The organism is Streptomyces sp. NPDC057694, assembly GCF_042799415.1.
In the GTDB taxonomy this organism is placed as follows: domain Bacteria; phylum Actinomycetota; class Actinomycetes; order Streptomycetales; family Streptomycetaceae; genus Streptomyces.
Genome location: NZ_JBHVIX010000002.1, coordinates 140,030 through 153,444, shown reverse-complemented (window position 1 = coordinate 153,444; position 13,415 = coordinate 140,030). Strand labels below are relative to the sequence as shown.

General features: G+C 67.0%; 13 protein-coding genes and 4 pseudogenes. 7 read left to right on the top strand and 10 right to left on the bottom strand.

Translation table 11 applies throughout. The annotated features are described in order from the left end of the window. Positions 1-196 precede the first annotated feature (196 nt). Together ACFVDP_RS07495 and ACFVDP_RS07490 are read right to left on the bottom strand one after the other, a co-directional pair. On the bottom strand, positions 197-637 hold the full coding sequence (locus ACFVDP_RS07495; protein WP_383484848.1) for a hypothetical protein: 441 nt from the start codon (positions 635-637) through the stop codon (positions 197-199). A gap of 616 nt (positions 638-1,253) precedes the next feature. Then, a complete protein-coding gene (locus ACFVDP_RS07490; RefSeq protein WP_383484845.1) occupies positions 1,254-1,703 on the bottom strand; it encodes a MarR family winged helix-turn-helix transcriptional regulator in 450 nt (149 codons plus the stop codon). Positions 1,704-1,794: 91 nt separating this feature from the next. Between ACFVDP_RS07490 and ACFVDP_RS07485 the strand changes: the two genes are divergently transcribed. Then, the gene (locus tag ACFVDP_RS07485) at positions 1,795-2,262 is read left to right on the top strand and encodes an SgcJ/EcaC family oxidoreductase (protein WP_383484842.1); all 468 of its coding nucleotides are present in this window, start codon (positions 1,795-1,797) and stop codon (positions 2,260-2,262) included. A 463-nt stretch (positions 2,263-2,725) separates the two neighbouring features. Here the strand turns inward: ACFVDP_RS07485 and ACFVDP_RS07480 are convergent, their stop codons facing one another. Next, the gene (locus ACFVDP_RS07480) at positions 2,726-3,163 is read right to left on the bottom strand and encodes a hypothetical protein (RefSeq protein ID WP_383484840.1); all 438 of its coding nucleotides are present in this window, start codon (positions 3,161-3,163) and stop codon (positions 2,726-2,728) included. Positions 3,164-3,350: 187 nt separating this feature from the next. On the opposite strand from ACFVDP_RS07480, the gene ACFVDP_RS07475 reads away from it, so the two are divergent. After that, positions 3,351-3,827, top strand: coding sequence for a hypothetical protein (locus tag ACFVDP_RS07475; protein ID WP_383484837.1), 477 nt, complete (start codon positions 3,351-3,353; stop codon positions 3,825-3,827). A gap of 10 nt (positions 3,828-3,837) precedes the next feature. Here ACFVDP_RS07475 and ACFVDP_RS07470 read toward each other — a convergent pair. Further along, positions 3,838-4,491: pseudogene (locus tag ACFVDP_RS07470) on the bottom strand (IS5 family transposase). Positions 4,492-4,822: 331 nt separating this feature from the next. Between ACFVDP_RS07470 and ACFVDP_RS07465 the strand changes: the two are divergent. From ACFVDP_RS07465 to ACFVDP_RS07455, 3 genes are read left to right on the top strand one after another with little or no spacing between them, the layout of a single operon-like run. Further along, positions 4,823-5,671, top strand: coding sequence for an oxidoreductase (locus ACFVDP_RS07465; protein WP_383484834.1), 849 nt, complete (start codon positions 4,823-4,825; stop codon positions 5,669-5,671). Continuing rightward, positions 5,668-6,285, top strand: a complete 618-nt coding sequence (locus ACFVDP_RS07460; RefSeq protein ID WP_383484831.1) for a TetR/AcrR family transcriptional regulator — start codon at positions 5,668-5,670, stop codon at positions 6,283-6,285. The genes ACFVDP_RS07465 and ACFVDP_RS07460 overlap by 4 nt, the downstream gene beginning before the upstream one ends. 57 nt (positions 6,286-6,342) lie before the next feature. Further along, positions 6,343-6,636 carry a hypothetical protein gene (locus tag ACFVDP_RS07455; RefSeq protein WP_383484829.1) on the top strand — a complete coding sequence of 98 codons (294 nt, stop codon included), beginning with the start codon at positions 6,343-6,345 and terminating at the stop codon, positions 6,634-6,636. A gap of 414 nt (positions 6,637-7,050) precedes the next feature. Here the strand turns inward: ACFVDP_RS07455 and ACFVDP_RS07450 are convergent, their stop codons facing one another. Next, a complete protein-coding gene (locus ACFVDP_RS07450) occupies positions 7,051-7,224 on the bottom strand; it encodes a hypothetical protein (protein ID WP_383484826.1) in 174 nt (57 codons plus the stop codon). Positions 7,225-7,997: 773 nt separating this feature from the next. On the opposite strand from ACFVDP_RS07450, the gene ACFVDP_RS07445 reads away from it, so the two are divergent. Beyond that, positions 7,998-8,678, top strand: a complete 681-nt coding sequence (locus ACFVDP_RS07445; protein ID WP_383484823.1) for a DUF2238 domain-containing protein — start codon at positions 7,998-8,000, stop codon at positions 8,676-8,678. 419 nt (positions 8,679-9,097) lie between these two features. On the opposite strand, the pseudogene ACFVDP_RS07440 reads toward ACFVDP_RS07445, so the two are convergent. Further along, positions 9,098-9,193, bottom strand: a pseudogene (locus tag ACFVDP_RS07440) (ATP-binding protein); the annotation flags it as partial. Between the two features lie 72 nt (positions 9,194-9,265). After that, positions 9,266-9,520 (bottom strand): annotated as a pseudogene (locus tag ACFVDP_RS07435) (transposase); the annotation flags it as partial. Between ACFVDP_RS07435 and ACFVDP_RS07430 the strand changes: the two are divergent. After that, a pseudogene (locus tag ACFVDP_RS07430) lies at positions 9,507-9,779 on the top strand (transposase); the annotation flags it as partial. The pseudogenes ACFVDP_RS07435 and ACFVDP_RS07430 overlap by 14 nt on opposite strands. Positions 9,780-10,135: 356 nt before the next feature. Here the strand turns inward: ACFVDP_RS07430 and ACFVDP_RS07425 are convergent. From ACFVDP_RS07425 to ACFVDP_RS07415, 3 genes are read right to left on the bottom strand one after another with little or no spacing between them, the layout of a single operon-like run. Next, positions 10,136-11,410, bottom strand: a complete 1,275-nt coding sequence (locus ACFVDP_RS07425) for a lactonase family protein (RefSeq protein WP_383484820.1) — start codon at positions 11,408-11,410, stop codon at positions 10,136-10,138. Positions 11,411-11,465: 55 nt separating this feature from the next. Next, entirely contained in the window at positions 11,466-12,329 is an 864-nt protein-coding gene (locus tag ACFVDP_RS07420; RefSeq protein ID WP_383484818.1) for an ABC transporter permease, read from the bottom strand. 32 nt (positions 12,330-12,361) lie between these two features. Next, positions 12,362-13,399 carry an ABC transporter substrate-binding protein gene (locus tag ACFVDP_RS07415; RefSeq protein ID WP_383484815.1) on the bottom strand — a complete coding sequence of 346 codons (1,038 nt, stop codon included), beginning with the start codon at positions 13,397-13,399 and terminating at the stop codon, positions 12,362-12,364. Positions 13,400-13,415: the final 16 nt, after the last annotated feature.

Below are 13,415 nucleotides of genomic sequence, written 5' to 3'. Positions count from 1 at the left end.
GGTGATGGTTGCTGTGCTTGTCGAGCCCACCCGCTACGACAAGCGCCATGACGTCCACCTCGGCACCGCCACTGAGGCAGCTCTCACGATCTGGCTCCGCACATGATCAACGGGAATGCTCCGCGTCACGGATCCGGCAACGTTCCGCGCTGTCGTAGTCGAGGATCTGCACCTCACAACAGCAATCGAACCGCCGCTATGCGGGGCGGGGAACAGGATCGATCTCTACCAGGCTCTCGTGCAGCCGACGGGCCCCCTGGGCAACACGATCGTCGTTGTCGCCCAACATCTCGTCGCAGATCCGTAGCGCCTCGTCCAGATCGTCCGAGAAGATGCTGAAGACATCGACGATCGCGGTGTGGATGTAATCGGCGTGGTTGTCGTTGGCGACTGCCAGTGCGGACGCGACTATCGCCAGTCCGACCCTGTCCTTTCGCCGAAGCAGGCCCTCCGTGGTCTGCCGGGTGACGAAGGTGTCACCATGGTCGAGCACAAGGTCCAGCAGGAGCTCTACGGCCTCCGGCATCTCGGCGAACCCTGCCAGGCCATGACCGGCATCCGCCCGGTCACGCCAGTCATCGCTTCGCCGGAGCTCGCCAAGCGTCACGACCACCGCACGCCGCAGGTCACTGTCCACGAATTCGCCCGCCCCTTCCCACGATTCCGGTCAAAATATCAGCGAGGCGCCTTAACGGATGATCGCCAGGGCAGGTCCTATCGGTGGGGACGAGAAGGGCTGAGGCGCCACTGCGCTGAGTGCGCCCGGCGAGGTTCATCAGCAGGTACCGGGCGAAGTCCTTGTCCGTTTACGCGCCGGCGAGGACCGCGGCGAGAAGCAGCATCAGATCGTGTGCGTCTTCCAGCGTGAGCAGTTGCAGAAGCGGGGACGGTGGGTCCTGCGCCAGGGGGCGTCGTCGATGTTGGTCACGCACTGCGCAACAGGGCAACTGACCGTCGGGTCGCGCGGTACGACGTGCCGATTCTTGCGCACCTGCGAGTGAGGCGATGGCGCGTGTCCCTGACTGGAGACCACCGGTCCCGCTACGAAGATCACGAACTGTCGTCATCTTCAGAACGGACCTTCGTGCGTCTTCTCGCCACAGCAGCCACTGCCACAGCAGCCCTGGGCATGCTCCTCGCGCCCACCGTCACCGTGGCGGAACCCGGCCCGCTCCGCAAGCCCGGCGACATCCTCACCATGCCGATCGCCAACGCGGTCAAGGGCTTGGGTCGAGTGCGGCGATTCGCCTGGGTCAGCTGCGCAGTTGCTCGGCTGTCTCCTGGTACGCCTCGGTGGCGCGGGTGAAGTAGTCGAAGAGGACGTCGAGTTGTTCGGGCGAATAGCCGGTGAGGATCTCGCCGATCCGCTGCCGTGCGGGGGCCATGATCCGGTCGAGGTCGGCGGGGCTGCCGGTCGGTTCGACGATGACCTTGCGCCGGTCACCGGGATCGGGCACCCGGCGCACGTAGCCCGCCTGCTCCAGGCGGTCGATCAGGCGTGTCGTCGGACCGGTGGTGAGCCCGGTGCGGGTTGCCAGTTCGCCGGGGGTCATGGCCCCGGTCAGTTGAAGGATGTTGAGCGCGTACAGGTCGGTGGCACCGAGTTCGCACGCCCGGGCACTCGCGTGGCCGTGGAACATCACCGCGCTCAGGTAGCGCCGATAGGCCTCGCCGGCCTCGGCTCGCATCGCAGGCGTTGACACTGACTTCCCCTCTCTCTACTCTCTTCCTAAAAGAAGAGACTGCCTGGATAAAGTAACTGCTCCAGTGAAGCTACCATGTAGGGGGAACAGCATGCCTGCCACCGAAGCCGTCCGGGGCAACGACATCGCCGAGATTCGCGCGCTCCTGCAGCGCAGCGCGGCGGCTTGGAACCGCGGTGACGGCACCGCCTACGGCGAGCAGTTCACCGCGGACGCCACCGATGTCACCTACGTCGGAACCGTCTACCGTGGCGGCCCAGAGATCGGCCGCGCCCACCAGGCTCTGTTCGACAGCTTTCTTAAGGACGTCAAGCTGACCGTCGAGATCATCGACCTGCGCTTCCACGGGCCGGACACGGCCGTGGTCGTCGCCCGTGGTGAGGTCCACAAGCGCCGGCCGAGGCGCCTGGGCAAGCTGGCCACCTACACAGTGGTGCGCGAGGCCGATGGCCACTGGCGTATCGCCGCCGTCCAGAAGACCCAGCGCAAGCGCTTCATGGAGGCGCTCTCGTTCCGCTTCCAGCCGGCTACCCGGCCAGCCGCTCACGCCGATCTGTAGTAGCAGGGAATGCCAGGTGCCAGGGGGTTCGCATCAAGACGGGGAGCTCGTGGCGGCCCGCGACCTTCTGCCGGTGATGGGGCACCTGCAAATGGTGCCGCGGCTCGGATACGGGCCGCAGCGGACGAGTGCTCCGCGTAGGCCGCTCCGCGACACTCTTGAGATTCTGCCGTGTAGTGACCGGTAGCGACGATGGGGTGGGATGCGACCGTGGTGGCTCGCCGAGGCGAACTTCAATCCGGTGCTGGCCCGGCCCGAGAAAGTCGGACCAGCGACGCACGGATACGGCGGCACGGATACGGCGCGCACAGGCCGATGCCCAGGACCCGTTTCTGCGGCGGCGGCGCGGACCAACCGCTCAGTGAGTACCGAATCAGTGGACCAGCATTGGCGTATGCCGGTGTGCTTCTGCCGGACCGATGAGGAGGGAGGCCCGCGGCTCGTGGACGGCTTGTGGGGTCTTTCAGGTGTGGCGGTTGCGGCGGGTTGTCCAGAAGACGGAGTGTGCGGCGCGGATGCGGGCTGCTTGTCGTGCGGGGCCGCGTGCGCGGGTCAGGGCGTGGTGGAGGGTGTCGGGGTCGGCGAAGCGTCCGCTGCCGTCCGGCGGGATGCGCCAGAGCAGGCCGTGTTGCTGGACCCCGGTGATGGCGTTGGCCGCGGGGGAGGGGGCAGGCCAGTCGACACCGCGGGACAGCATGGTCTGCTCCGGGCTGTCGCCCCAATGGTCATCCATGCGGCCGGGCTTAACCGGCAGGTGCAGGCAGGGACGTGGCAGGGTGTGCTCTTCCAGGACGGCTGTCTTGTCGGCCTCGTCGCCCAGTTCCCACAGCAGCGTCAGGCCCAGGGGCTGGGGCACCCGCAGCACGTCGAAACGGACACCCAAAGGGATCAGCGCGATCAACCCCTCCTGCGCCCACTGCCCGTGCACCAGCGCCGGGCGCGGATGACAGTGAGCCAGCCACTGCGCCCCAGGATGGGTCAACGAACCCCCGCGCTCACAAGCCGGCTAGGGCGTGTGTCAGAAGTGCTTTAGGTTGGCTGACGTGAGTGCGCGGGGGCGGAGTTACAGGTATGTCGGACCGGTTGAGTTGGAAGCTGCGGTCCGGCCTGGCGGCGGCGGGTGCCCGATCAGCTCGGCTGCTGACTTCGACAGCTGGATCGGTGAGCGATCGGCAGCAGAGTTGACCGAACCGTTCACCTTCGTGGTCGGCATGGATGGTGTGCTTCGGCTGGCGCCGCGGCGAAGCGAGCACGTGGCCTGCGCTAGCGGGGACATGGTTCTGAGTGCTGGCGAGATCAGCTTCATGTACGAGGCAGACCAGTGGACCGTGGGCGAGGTCAGCAACCAGTCCACCGGATACTGTCCGGACGTAAGCTCCTGGTCGGCAGTCGCTCATGCTCTGGACGGCATAGAACTTGCGCGGCCCCGCGGCTTCACCCAAGAGGTGGTGTTCCGGCGGTGCCCCGATTGCCAGGAGCACAACATCGTGCGCGAGGACGACTTCATCTGCGTCTTCTGCGGCAGTGATCTGCCGGAGAGCTGGAACGTGGATCCCACCGTATGACGGCCGGGGGTCACAGCCACTCGTTGATGGCAGCGACCAGCACAGTCAATTCACAACGGACCGCGAGCTTGTCGTACCGCGTGGCGACAGCACGGTGCCTCTTGAGCCGGTTGATCCCGCACTCGACCGCGTCACGTTCGCGGTAGTCGACCGGGTCGAAGCGCGGTCGGCCGGCCACCGCGAGAGCTGGTCTTCCTGCGATTGCGGGCCTGGTAGGCCTTGTCCGGGATGGTGCATCGGATCCCGCCGCGTGAGCGTCCCAGCCCGTGATCAGGGGGCTCGGTGAAGATGCCGCCCGGCGGTTCCTTCTGTCGATCACCCAGCTTGCCGACCCCGGCCGCATGTTGGTGGGCGCGGCAGACCGTGGAGTCGATGTTCAGGTCCCACGTGACCGCCCCCTTCGCCTCCGCAAGGGGCTGGAGTCGGCTGAGAATACGGTGCCAGGTGCCGTTCCGCTGCCATCGGCGGAACAGGTCGTAGACCCGGCCCCACGGCCCGTACTCAACGGGCACGTCCCGCCACGGAACCCAGTCCGGACCCGGAACCGTATGCCGTCGATCAACTGCCGCCGAGGCCGGACAGGCGGCCGACCCGCCTTCGTGCCCTTCGGCAACAACGCCTCCAGCGCTGCCCACTGCTCGTCCGTGAGATCTCCCCGACCCATGAACCATGATCATTAACAGTCCAAAATCCGCTTTCGATACACGGCCTAGCACCCCATGCAACCCAAGTCATGCCTGTCTTGGTAAGCGGCGAGCAGCCCACGAGCCGCACCGCGGCGACCGACGCCCCACACAAGGGCGATGCCGCACGGCACTGACAGTCGGCGGCCTTGACCGCGCCGATCGGCGCGGTACGCGGCACGCGGATGGCCAGGGGATTCATTCCGCGAGCGCCATCAGAATCAACATTGTGACGACAAAAATCGACACAGTGTAGACTTTTGCTGAAGAGGGCGACCCGCTCTCTGGCGAGACCTCTCTGGAAGAAGAACCGTGACGCAGCAGAACTGGCTCATCACCGGCGTCAGCACGGGTCTGGGGCGCGCTTTCGCCCAGGCTGCCCTGGCCGCCGGGCACACTGTCGTCGGCACGGTCCGTTCCGAGAAGGACCTGCGGTCCTTCGAAGAGCTCGGGCCCGGGCACGCGCACGGCCGGATCCTGGACGTGACGGACGACGCAGCCGTAATCGGCGTGGTCGCCGAGGTCGAGAGCAGCGTCGGCCCGCTGGACGTGGTCATCGCCAACGCCGGCTACGGCCTGGAGGGGACCTTCGAGGAAACCCCGTTGGCCGAGGTGCGACGGCAGTTCGAGGTCAACGTGTTCGGAGCGGCGGCCACCCTGCAGGCAGTGCTGCCCCACATGCGCCGGCGCCGGCGCGGACACCTGATGGCCGTCACCTCCATGGGCGGGCTGATGGCCGTGCCCGGCATGTCCGCCTACTGCGGCAGCAAGTTCGCCCTGGAAGGCATCCTCGAGGCGCTGAGCAAGGAGGTCGCGCAGTTCGGGATCCACGTGACGGCGATCGAACCCGGCTCCTTCCGCACCGACTGGGCCGGACGGTCCATGACACGCACCGCGCAGACCATCGACGACTACGACGAGTTGTTCACCCCCATCCGTGAAGGGCGGCAGAAGGCCAGCGGGAACCAACTGGGCAACCCGGCCAAGGCTGGGGAAGCGGTCGTGCACATCACGTCGGTCGAGCGGCCGCCGGCCCACCTCGTCCTGGGCTCGGACGCGCTGCGGCTGGTCACCACTGCGCGCACGGCGGTGGACGAGGACATCCGTACGTGGGAAACGCTCTCGCGTACGACCGACTTCGCCGAGGGCGCTCAGCTGTGACACCCGGCGACCAGCCCGCGCGGAGCCGCCGCGCCACCGAACGCAAGGGCGACGTCCGGGAGCGGGCCATCCTCGACACCTGCGAAGCCCTGCTGGTGCGAAAGGGCTACGACGCGATGACTGTCGGAGACATCGCCCAGGGCGCGGGCATCACCCGCGGTGCCTTCTACTTCTACTTCGGCTCCAAGCAGGAAGTGGTCGCGGCACTCGTGGCCCGGACCGTCGAGCACCTGTGGAAACGGTCCGAAGCCACCGCGCAGACCGACGAGCCACGCCAGGCCATTGCAGCAGCCATGCAGCGCACGGTCGAGCTGTGGAACGAGCACGGCCTGGTCATGCGTACGGCGATCGACCTGTCGTTGACCGTGCCGGAGATCGGCGAGCTGTGGAACCACACAGCCGACCTGTTCATCGCGGCCATCACCGCTGTCCTGGAGCGCGCCGGCATCCAGGCCGGCACCGAACCAAAACAGGCCCCGGCGATGGCACGCGCCCTGTGCTGGATGATCGAGCGGACCTTCTACCACGCCTCACAGGAATCCCGTGAGAAGCTCCAGGAGGCGTCGGCGACATGCGAACACATCTGGTTGACCAGCGCGGGCCTGACCACCTGAGGCGTCTTAGACTTCCTCCCCGTCGTGAGTGTTCAGGACGAGGGAAGGGCCTAGGGAGTGGGTGTCGACGTGATGCTGATGCAGGTGACACAGGGGGGAACGAGCCCTAAGAAGCGTCGGCTGACCACGGTGGACTTCACCCGGGACCGGGCGGACCTGTTCTCCACTCTGTGCGTGAACAGCGGGCTGCCAATGCTTAATCGCGTGGACCCGTATCGCACCCGAATCCTTACGTCGGCAGACATGCCACAGTTCCTCTCCGAGATCGATGCCACCTGCGACCTGACGGTGGAACAGGGGGAGCGGGACATCCTGCAGAAGATTCGATTCGGTCGGTCAGCTCCCCGATGAAGTCGGCCGGGCTGTTCCGGTTCACCGGTAACACCGCCGAAACCACCGGGTCGCGTAGTGGTCCCGGCACTCGCTGCGCAGTGCTGGTGAACTCCTCCCAGGCCATCCCGTCCAGCAGCAGCCGACGCGGCGAGAGCCGCAGTTCCACGAGGTCCGCGCCTTGGGCACGCTGTTCGGCGTGCACCTGGACGAGGAACAGATCGAGATCCTCCGGGCAGCCCCAAGACCGGTCCGGGCGGTCGGTGCTGTGCGCCGCGAAGAACCGATCTCTGGAGCTGAAATCGCTTAGGGCCAGGCCAAGTTCGCGGCGCTTACGTTCTTCCGGCTCCATGTGGAGGTGAAGGTGGGGGCGGACCGGGGCCACGGGTGTGCCGCAGCCGCTCTCGGCGGGGGTGTCCGTGCTCCCGGGGCTGTTCACGTCGTGCGGCAGAGTCGGAGTTGCCTCCACTGCTGGAGTTGGGAAGAGGAGTCCCGCTCCTCCGTGGCGCAACTGCGCTCCACCTCGAATCCGGCCTTGCGGGCGAGCGGCACCAGGTCCTCGTGCCGGTAATGGAAGACGTGCCGACAGAAGGGGTTCTCGCCGCCCATCGGCGGTGCGGCTTTCCAATCCCGCGTCAGGGCGCGCCCGCAGCGAGGTGACGCGACCGGAACGTTAGCCCCAGTGTGCCCGCCCATGCCTCCCCCGTCACCGCTTTCGTCTCCTTCCTCGGCAGTCCACGAAATCGGGCCGCTCGACGATGGCTTGGCACATCCGGACCCCGATCTGTTGGTACCGGATGTTGGTCACGGTGATGACCGGTGTCGCCCCATCGCGCTGCTTGCCCCGGTGTAGGTCCCGATCACTCTGCGAGCCGGACTCGCTCGGCCTGGCAGCGGCTCCCGTTCTCAACGTCGTCATGGCGTCTCGGGGTCTCCCGCCGCTATAGGTGCAACACGTAGTTGCAACAGAGGGCGGCAACGCAGCCCTCCATTGCAGCCCTGACCTGCGTGAATCCGCAGCTTGATCGATTGCCGTCGATGTTTGAGCGGCTCAGGTCGCTGCTGGCACGCCTCACGTCCAATCTGACGGCGTCGAAGCCGAGGAGTCCGATTACTTCGTCGGCCCTGCTGGCGCTGCCGAGACTGACGTCGAGGTGCAGCCGGTTCCTGACGGTCCTGATCTCGGCCAAGAGAGCTGATCACGCTCCGCTTCCTGCTCCAGAGGCGCCGCCAGACGTTCCTGCCGCGTTCCGTAGCTGGTGCCGTCATCACTCACCCTGACCGGGGAGGTGTGACGGGGTGGTCTGAGTAGCGGTACTCATGAGGGCGGGCGCGGCTGAGCCCGACAGTGGTGATCCGCATCGAGACATGAGGAGCAGGTGATGACCGTCACCCACCACGTCCCCGTCCCGATACAGGACGTGAGTCCGTCGCCCCGGCGCCGTCTGCCGGCTGTTCTCGCCGTCACGGTGACCGTCGCGCTCGTTGTGTCGCGGTTCGGCGCGGCCGATCCGACGACCTGGCTTCTGGAGACGGTATGGGTGATGGCGGGACTGCCGCTGGCGATCCTGTCGCGCCACGGATTCCCGTTGAGTGGACTGCTGTGTGGGCTGCTGGCGGCGCATGCCCTGGTCCTTATCGTGGGCGGCCACTACACCTATGCGGAGGTGCCCGCAGGGGACTGGGTACGCGACTGGCTCGGATGGAACCGCAACCCTTACGACCGCCTCGGCCACCTCATGCAGGGCTTCGTCCCGGCCGTCCTGGTACGCGAACTCCTCGTCCGCACATCCCCGTTGCGCGGCAGCCGCTGGCTGGCCCCGCTCACCATCTGCGCCACCCTGGCCTTCAGCGCTGTCTTCGAGATGCTGGAATGGCTCGCAGCGGTCACCGGAGGCGACGCCGCCGACGCCTTCCTGGGCACCCAGGGAGACGTCTGGGACACCCAGTGGGACATGTTCTGCGCCCTGATCGGCGCCACCTGCGCCTTGCTGCTCCTGAGCCGCGTCCACGACCGCGCCATGGCCCGACTGGGGAGGGGAATTCCGGCTGCCTCCTCGTGACCGATTTCCGGCCGCCTGGTTCGGTAACGACGCAGGCGAACCGACCTCGTACGACCTGAGGGCTGGCAGGGTGGCCGGCGGCCCTGGGAGTGATCAGCCGAATGGGGATGCACTGATCTGCGGTGCAGTTGCATACTCCCCAGATGGCCTTGTCCACTGGTCGGTTCCGCGATCCGCGCAGTACCGAGTACGACTTCATCAGCTCGATCATGGTGCGATGCCCCAGTTGCGCGAAGGCCGCTCGGTTCGTTCCAGCGCCCGACGACTGCGATCCCATAGGGCGGATGCTGTCCAGGCCACGAAGTCTCGCCTGCGGTAGCTGCGGATTGTCACGGGTGTGGAGCGGTCGACACCGTGACAGGCCGGTCAGCGCGGATCAGGACCACGCCGCGTCAGCCTGAGGGCGCAGCAGCCCGGTCCCAGATCGAGTAGCCGGCCCGGCAGGCCGCGACCGCCAAGGCGGCGGCGGTGTGGGTCTTGCCGATCCCGGGCGGCCCGAGCAGAGCGGCGCTCGCGGTCAGTTGATGCCTTCGGCTATGCGGAAGTCGCGCTCGACACCGTCGGGGAGCGCCGCCTGCGCCTCATTTTCTGCCCCACACGTGAGCCCGACTCCACTCGGTGAAACGGCGATACGCAGTTGTCCTGCATGCCCCGAAGTCTGGTGGCAGTTGCCGTCACGTGCTACCTGTCGTGGCCACGAACACGATGGCGGCCCACACCTGCCGATCTCCGTACCGGCGTCGCCCTCCGCCTTGCGGTTGTACCGGCGCCGCCGGAACCACCTGCTTGAAGAGCTCCCACAACCTGTCCGGTACAAGCCTTTCCACCATGGCCATTGCGATATCCAGCATATTTTTGAGCCAGTTGCGATGTCTTCTAAGTGGCTCTAACAAGAAGGCTGCTGATCATGAGCCGCGGCCATGGACCATCTCGGATGAACTGTGCTCGCTGATCGAGCCGTTGCTGCCGAAGCCAGGCCCGAAGAAGGGCGGGGGCAGGCCGCGGGTGCCGGACCGGCAGGCGTTGTGCGGGATCTTGGTCGTGCTCTATACCGGCATTCAATGGGAGTATCTGCCCCAGGAGTTGGGCTTCGGTCCGGGCATGACGTGCTGGCGACGGCGGACCACCTGGAACGAGGCCGACGTCTGGGACCAACTTCACGTAACGCTGCTGAAGAAGCTGCGGTCGGCTGACCAGCTGCACTGGTCAGCGGGCGGTGATCGGCTCCTCGTACGTCCGGGCCGCTTGGGGAGGCCCAAAAGTTGGCCCAGCCCGGTCGATCGCGCCCGGCCGGGGACGGTCGGTGCCCCGGAGAGTCGGGGCACCGACACGAACAGGCAAGGCACGCGGACGCGAACCACAGGCCTCGGGACGGTGCCCGCGTGTTGCGTCTCGCTCGAGGCAGGCGCAAGAGACGACGGCCGCTACCGGCGGCACTCCCGCTTCCTCCGAATCCATCAAGATCGGCTAGAGGCGCGTTCACCGCCCGAGGGCGGGTCTCCACCGCTCGACACGGGTCGAGTTGCCGTGCTGACACAGTCGGGCTGGGGGACCGGGGCCGCGACGCCCGTGTCCGTCAGACGGCCCGACCTCGCGTCCACCTGGATCAGGTTCACCGTGTTGCTCGCCATGTTCGCGACGAATATCCAACGGCCTGTTGGATCCAGGCAGAAGCCCCATGGTGTGGTGCCCCCACAGGGGATGCGCTGCACCTCGGTGAGGAGGTGTGTCGTCGGATCGATCGCGTGCACGACCAGGGTGTTGTCCCCTCGGTTGGAGGTGTAGAGGTGGCGTCCGTCGTGGCTGATGGCCAGTTCGGCGGCGCTGGTGGTGCCTGTGTGGGCGGGAGCGTCGGTGGCGATCGTCTGCTGGTGGACCAGGGTCGGTCCGCCCACGCCGTCGGTGTTCCAGTGCAGTACGTGGAGGTCCGCCGTCAGTTCGTTGAGGAGGTAGAGAGTGCGACGCCCGTGCGGGTGGAAGGCCAGCCGCCGTGGGCCCGAACCCGGCGGCGTGGCATAGCTGTTGACCATTCCGGTCATCCCACGTGCGGAGCGGTGATAGTCGTGGATGAAGACGCGGTCCGCGCCGAAGTCCGCGATCAGGGCGTATCGCTGGCTCGGATCGAGGACTACGTGGTGCGGGTGCGGGCCCGTCTGGCGGGGATTGGGGCCCGAGCCGGCATCTTGGACCCTGGAGGCCACGGCGCCGAGCCTGCCGTCCGTGCCGATCGGCAGTGTCACGGCGGAACCTGCAGCGAAGTCGGCCACCAGCAGGGTTGTCGCGTCCGGCGTCGGGGCGAGGTAAGACAGGCCGCCGCTGCCGGTCGGCACCTCCTCGGTCCAGGTCTCGGCGAGCTGCTCCAGCGCTCCTGTGGTGCCGTCGATGCGGAAGGTTCTGATGACACCTCCCTGTTCGCTGCCCGCCACGTACAGGACGGGGTGGTACGGGTGTGTGGCCACCCAGTTGGAACTGACATCGGCCACCTTGCCGATCGGTGTCATCGCGCCGCGCTCGGGGTCGAAGCGGATCGCGTGCACCTCTGACTGCCCCCAGGTACCGACGTAGAGCAGGGCGTCGGGCGGGCGCTCGGCGGCGGTCGTCGCGTGTGCGGTCGTGGTGGGCAGGAGGGTGGTGCTCGCCGCCGAAGCCGTGAGCGCCGTCAGGACTGATCTGCGGGAAGGACGCCGGTTCGGGGTGCCGGCGCCCCCTGGCACGTACGGGTGTCTGCTCATGTGTCCACTCACTCAGGAGGTCCGGTCGAAGGCCGGGGGAAGTGGTGTCGAGGGTTCACTTCTTCGCCTGCGGCCTGCCGCGGCGGCCCGCGAGGCCGAGCTGTTTGAGGGCGCAGGTGTCGAGCGCGGTGAGGATGCCGTTGAGGGCGAGGGTGAGCGCCACGAGGACGATCAGGCCCGCGAACTCGTTGGGGGCGTCGAGGTTCTGCGCGGAGGTGAACAGCTCATGGCCGACCCCCTCGGAGGAGGCGATGAATTCGCCACCGATGACACCCAGGATGGCCAGCGGACCGCCCGTCTTGAGCGCCGCGAAGAACGGTGCGGCGAGCGTCGGGATGGTGACGTAGCCCAGCACATGGTGGCGGCGGCCGCCCATCACCTGGACGACCTCGACGAGTTCACGCTCGCGCTGCCGCAGCCCCAGGTAGATGTTGTAGAAGACGACGAACGCGACACCGGTCATGGCAATGGTGATCTTCGACCAGGAGCCGATGCCGAAGAACAGCAAAAACAGGGGCGCAAGCGCGATCTTCGGGATGCCGTTGATTGCCGCGACGAGTGGTTCCAGGACCCTGCCCAGGAGCGGGAAAGAGCCGAGAACGAGCCCCATCACGGTGCCCGCGGCGACGCCGAGGCCGAAGCCAGCGAGGACCTCGACGACGGTGACCCGGATGTCCGTCCAGCCAGGCGCCGAGCCGAGCATGTCGATGAGCGCGTCGAACACGTCGGTGGGCTTGCTGACCGCGTATTCGGGCAATACCGGGCCGCTCATCAGCTGCCACAGGACGAGCGCGGCCACGATCACCAGGATGCGCAGCACGATGACGGTGGGGGTGCCTTGCCAGCGGACCGCGGTCCTGCGGGCGCGCGGTACCGGGGTTTCGGTCTCCGGCCGGGCCTTGTCGGTGACGGTTGCCATGATCTGCTCCCTTCCTGGATGGTGAGGCCGTTTCACGGCAGGTAGGTGTTGGTCCAGTCCTCGGAGGACACCGAGGCGTCCGGCACCGCGCCGATGCCGTCCTTCACGAAGGCGACGGTCTTCTTCCAGCCCGCGGCGTCCATCTCGGCGCTCTTCGGCCAGTCCACCTGGCCGACGGAGGCGGACAGCACCTTGTCCGGCACACCGGGCAGGGTCTTGCGCGCCGCCGCGAGGACCTTCGTGTCACTCGACTCGTGCGAACTCAGGTAGGCGGTCGCCTGCTGGACCGCGGTGGCGAAGCCCTTCACGGTATCGGGGTCGTTCTTCGCGAAGCTCTTCTGGACCACGACGGCCTGGCCGTACCCGGCGTCCTCGAACGCCCACTGGGGAACCTTGGCCGGGTCGGCCACGACGATGCCGTCCCCGTCGTCCTGGACCTGCAGCGGGATCGGCTCGGACGTGATGAACCAGTCGACCTCGCCCTTGGTGAGCGCGGCCTTGTCGGCGGCCGGGTTCGGCAGCGACACCCACTTCATCTTGGTCGACGACACTCCGTTGGCCTTGAGGAACAGACCTGCCTCCGCCTTGGTGTTGGCGGAGCTGGCACCGGCGGTGGAGCCGACCAGTGCCTTGGCGACCTGCTCGGCGGGGGTGTCGGCGGTCAGGTGTTGCTTCTTCGCGAATTCTGAACTGACGACGATCCCCAGGGGATTGCCGCCGCCGTTGGTGGCCACCGATATCTCCGGCAGGCCCTTGGAGAGCGCGGCGATGAAGCTCGTCGGGCTGGCGTTCAGGAACTGCACCGAGCCCGACTGGAGTCCCGAGACGCCTGTCGAGGCGTTCAGCGTGACGTACTTGATCTTGATGTGGTGCTTGGCGAAGTAGCCGTTCTCTTCCGCCATACGGATGGAGAGGTCGAAGATGTTGCCGCTCACCCCCACCGAGACGGTCTTCATGCCGTCCGAGCCGACGGTCGCCGCCCCTTGATCGCCGCAGCCGCTCAGGAGGGCTGCGCCGAGTATCGCGGCCGAGGTCAGGGCGAGTGTGCGTGGACTGGTTCGCTTGCGCATGGGAACTCCCTTGTTC

Excerpts from the sequence above, each read along its gene's own strand:
- ACFVDP_RS07445 (WP_383484823.1), top strand. The coding sequence starts at position 7,998 with ATGACCGTCACCCACCACGTCCCCGTCCCGATACAGGACGTGAGTCCG.
- ACFVDP_RS07425 (WP_383484820.1), bottom strand. The coding sequence starts at position 11,410 with ATGAGCAGACACCCGTACGTGCCAGGGGGCGCCGGCACCCCGAACCGG.
- ACFVDP_RS07450 (WP_383484826.1), bottom strand. The coding sequence starts at position 7,224 with ATGGGCGGCGAGAACCCCTTCTGTCGGCACGTCTTCCATTACCGGCAC.
- ACFVDP_RS07415 (WP_383484815.1), bottom strand. The coding sequence starts at position 13,399 with ATGCGCAAGCGAACCAGTCCACGCACACTCGCCCTGACCTCGGCCGCG.
- ACFVDP_RS07485 (WP_383484842.1), top strand. The coding sequence starts at position 1,795 with ATGCCTGCCACCGAAGCCGTCCGGGGCAACGACATCGCCGAGATTCGC.
- ACFVDP_RS07420 (WP_383484818.1), bottom strand. The coding sequence starts at position 12,329 with ATGGCAACCGTCACCGACAAGGCCCGGCCGGAGACCGAAACCCCGGTA.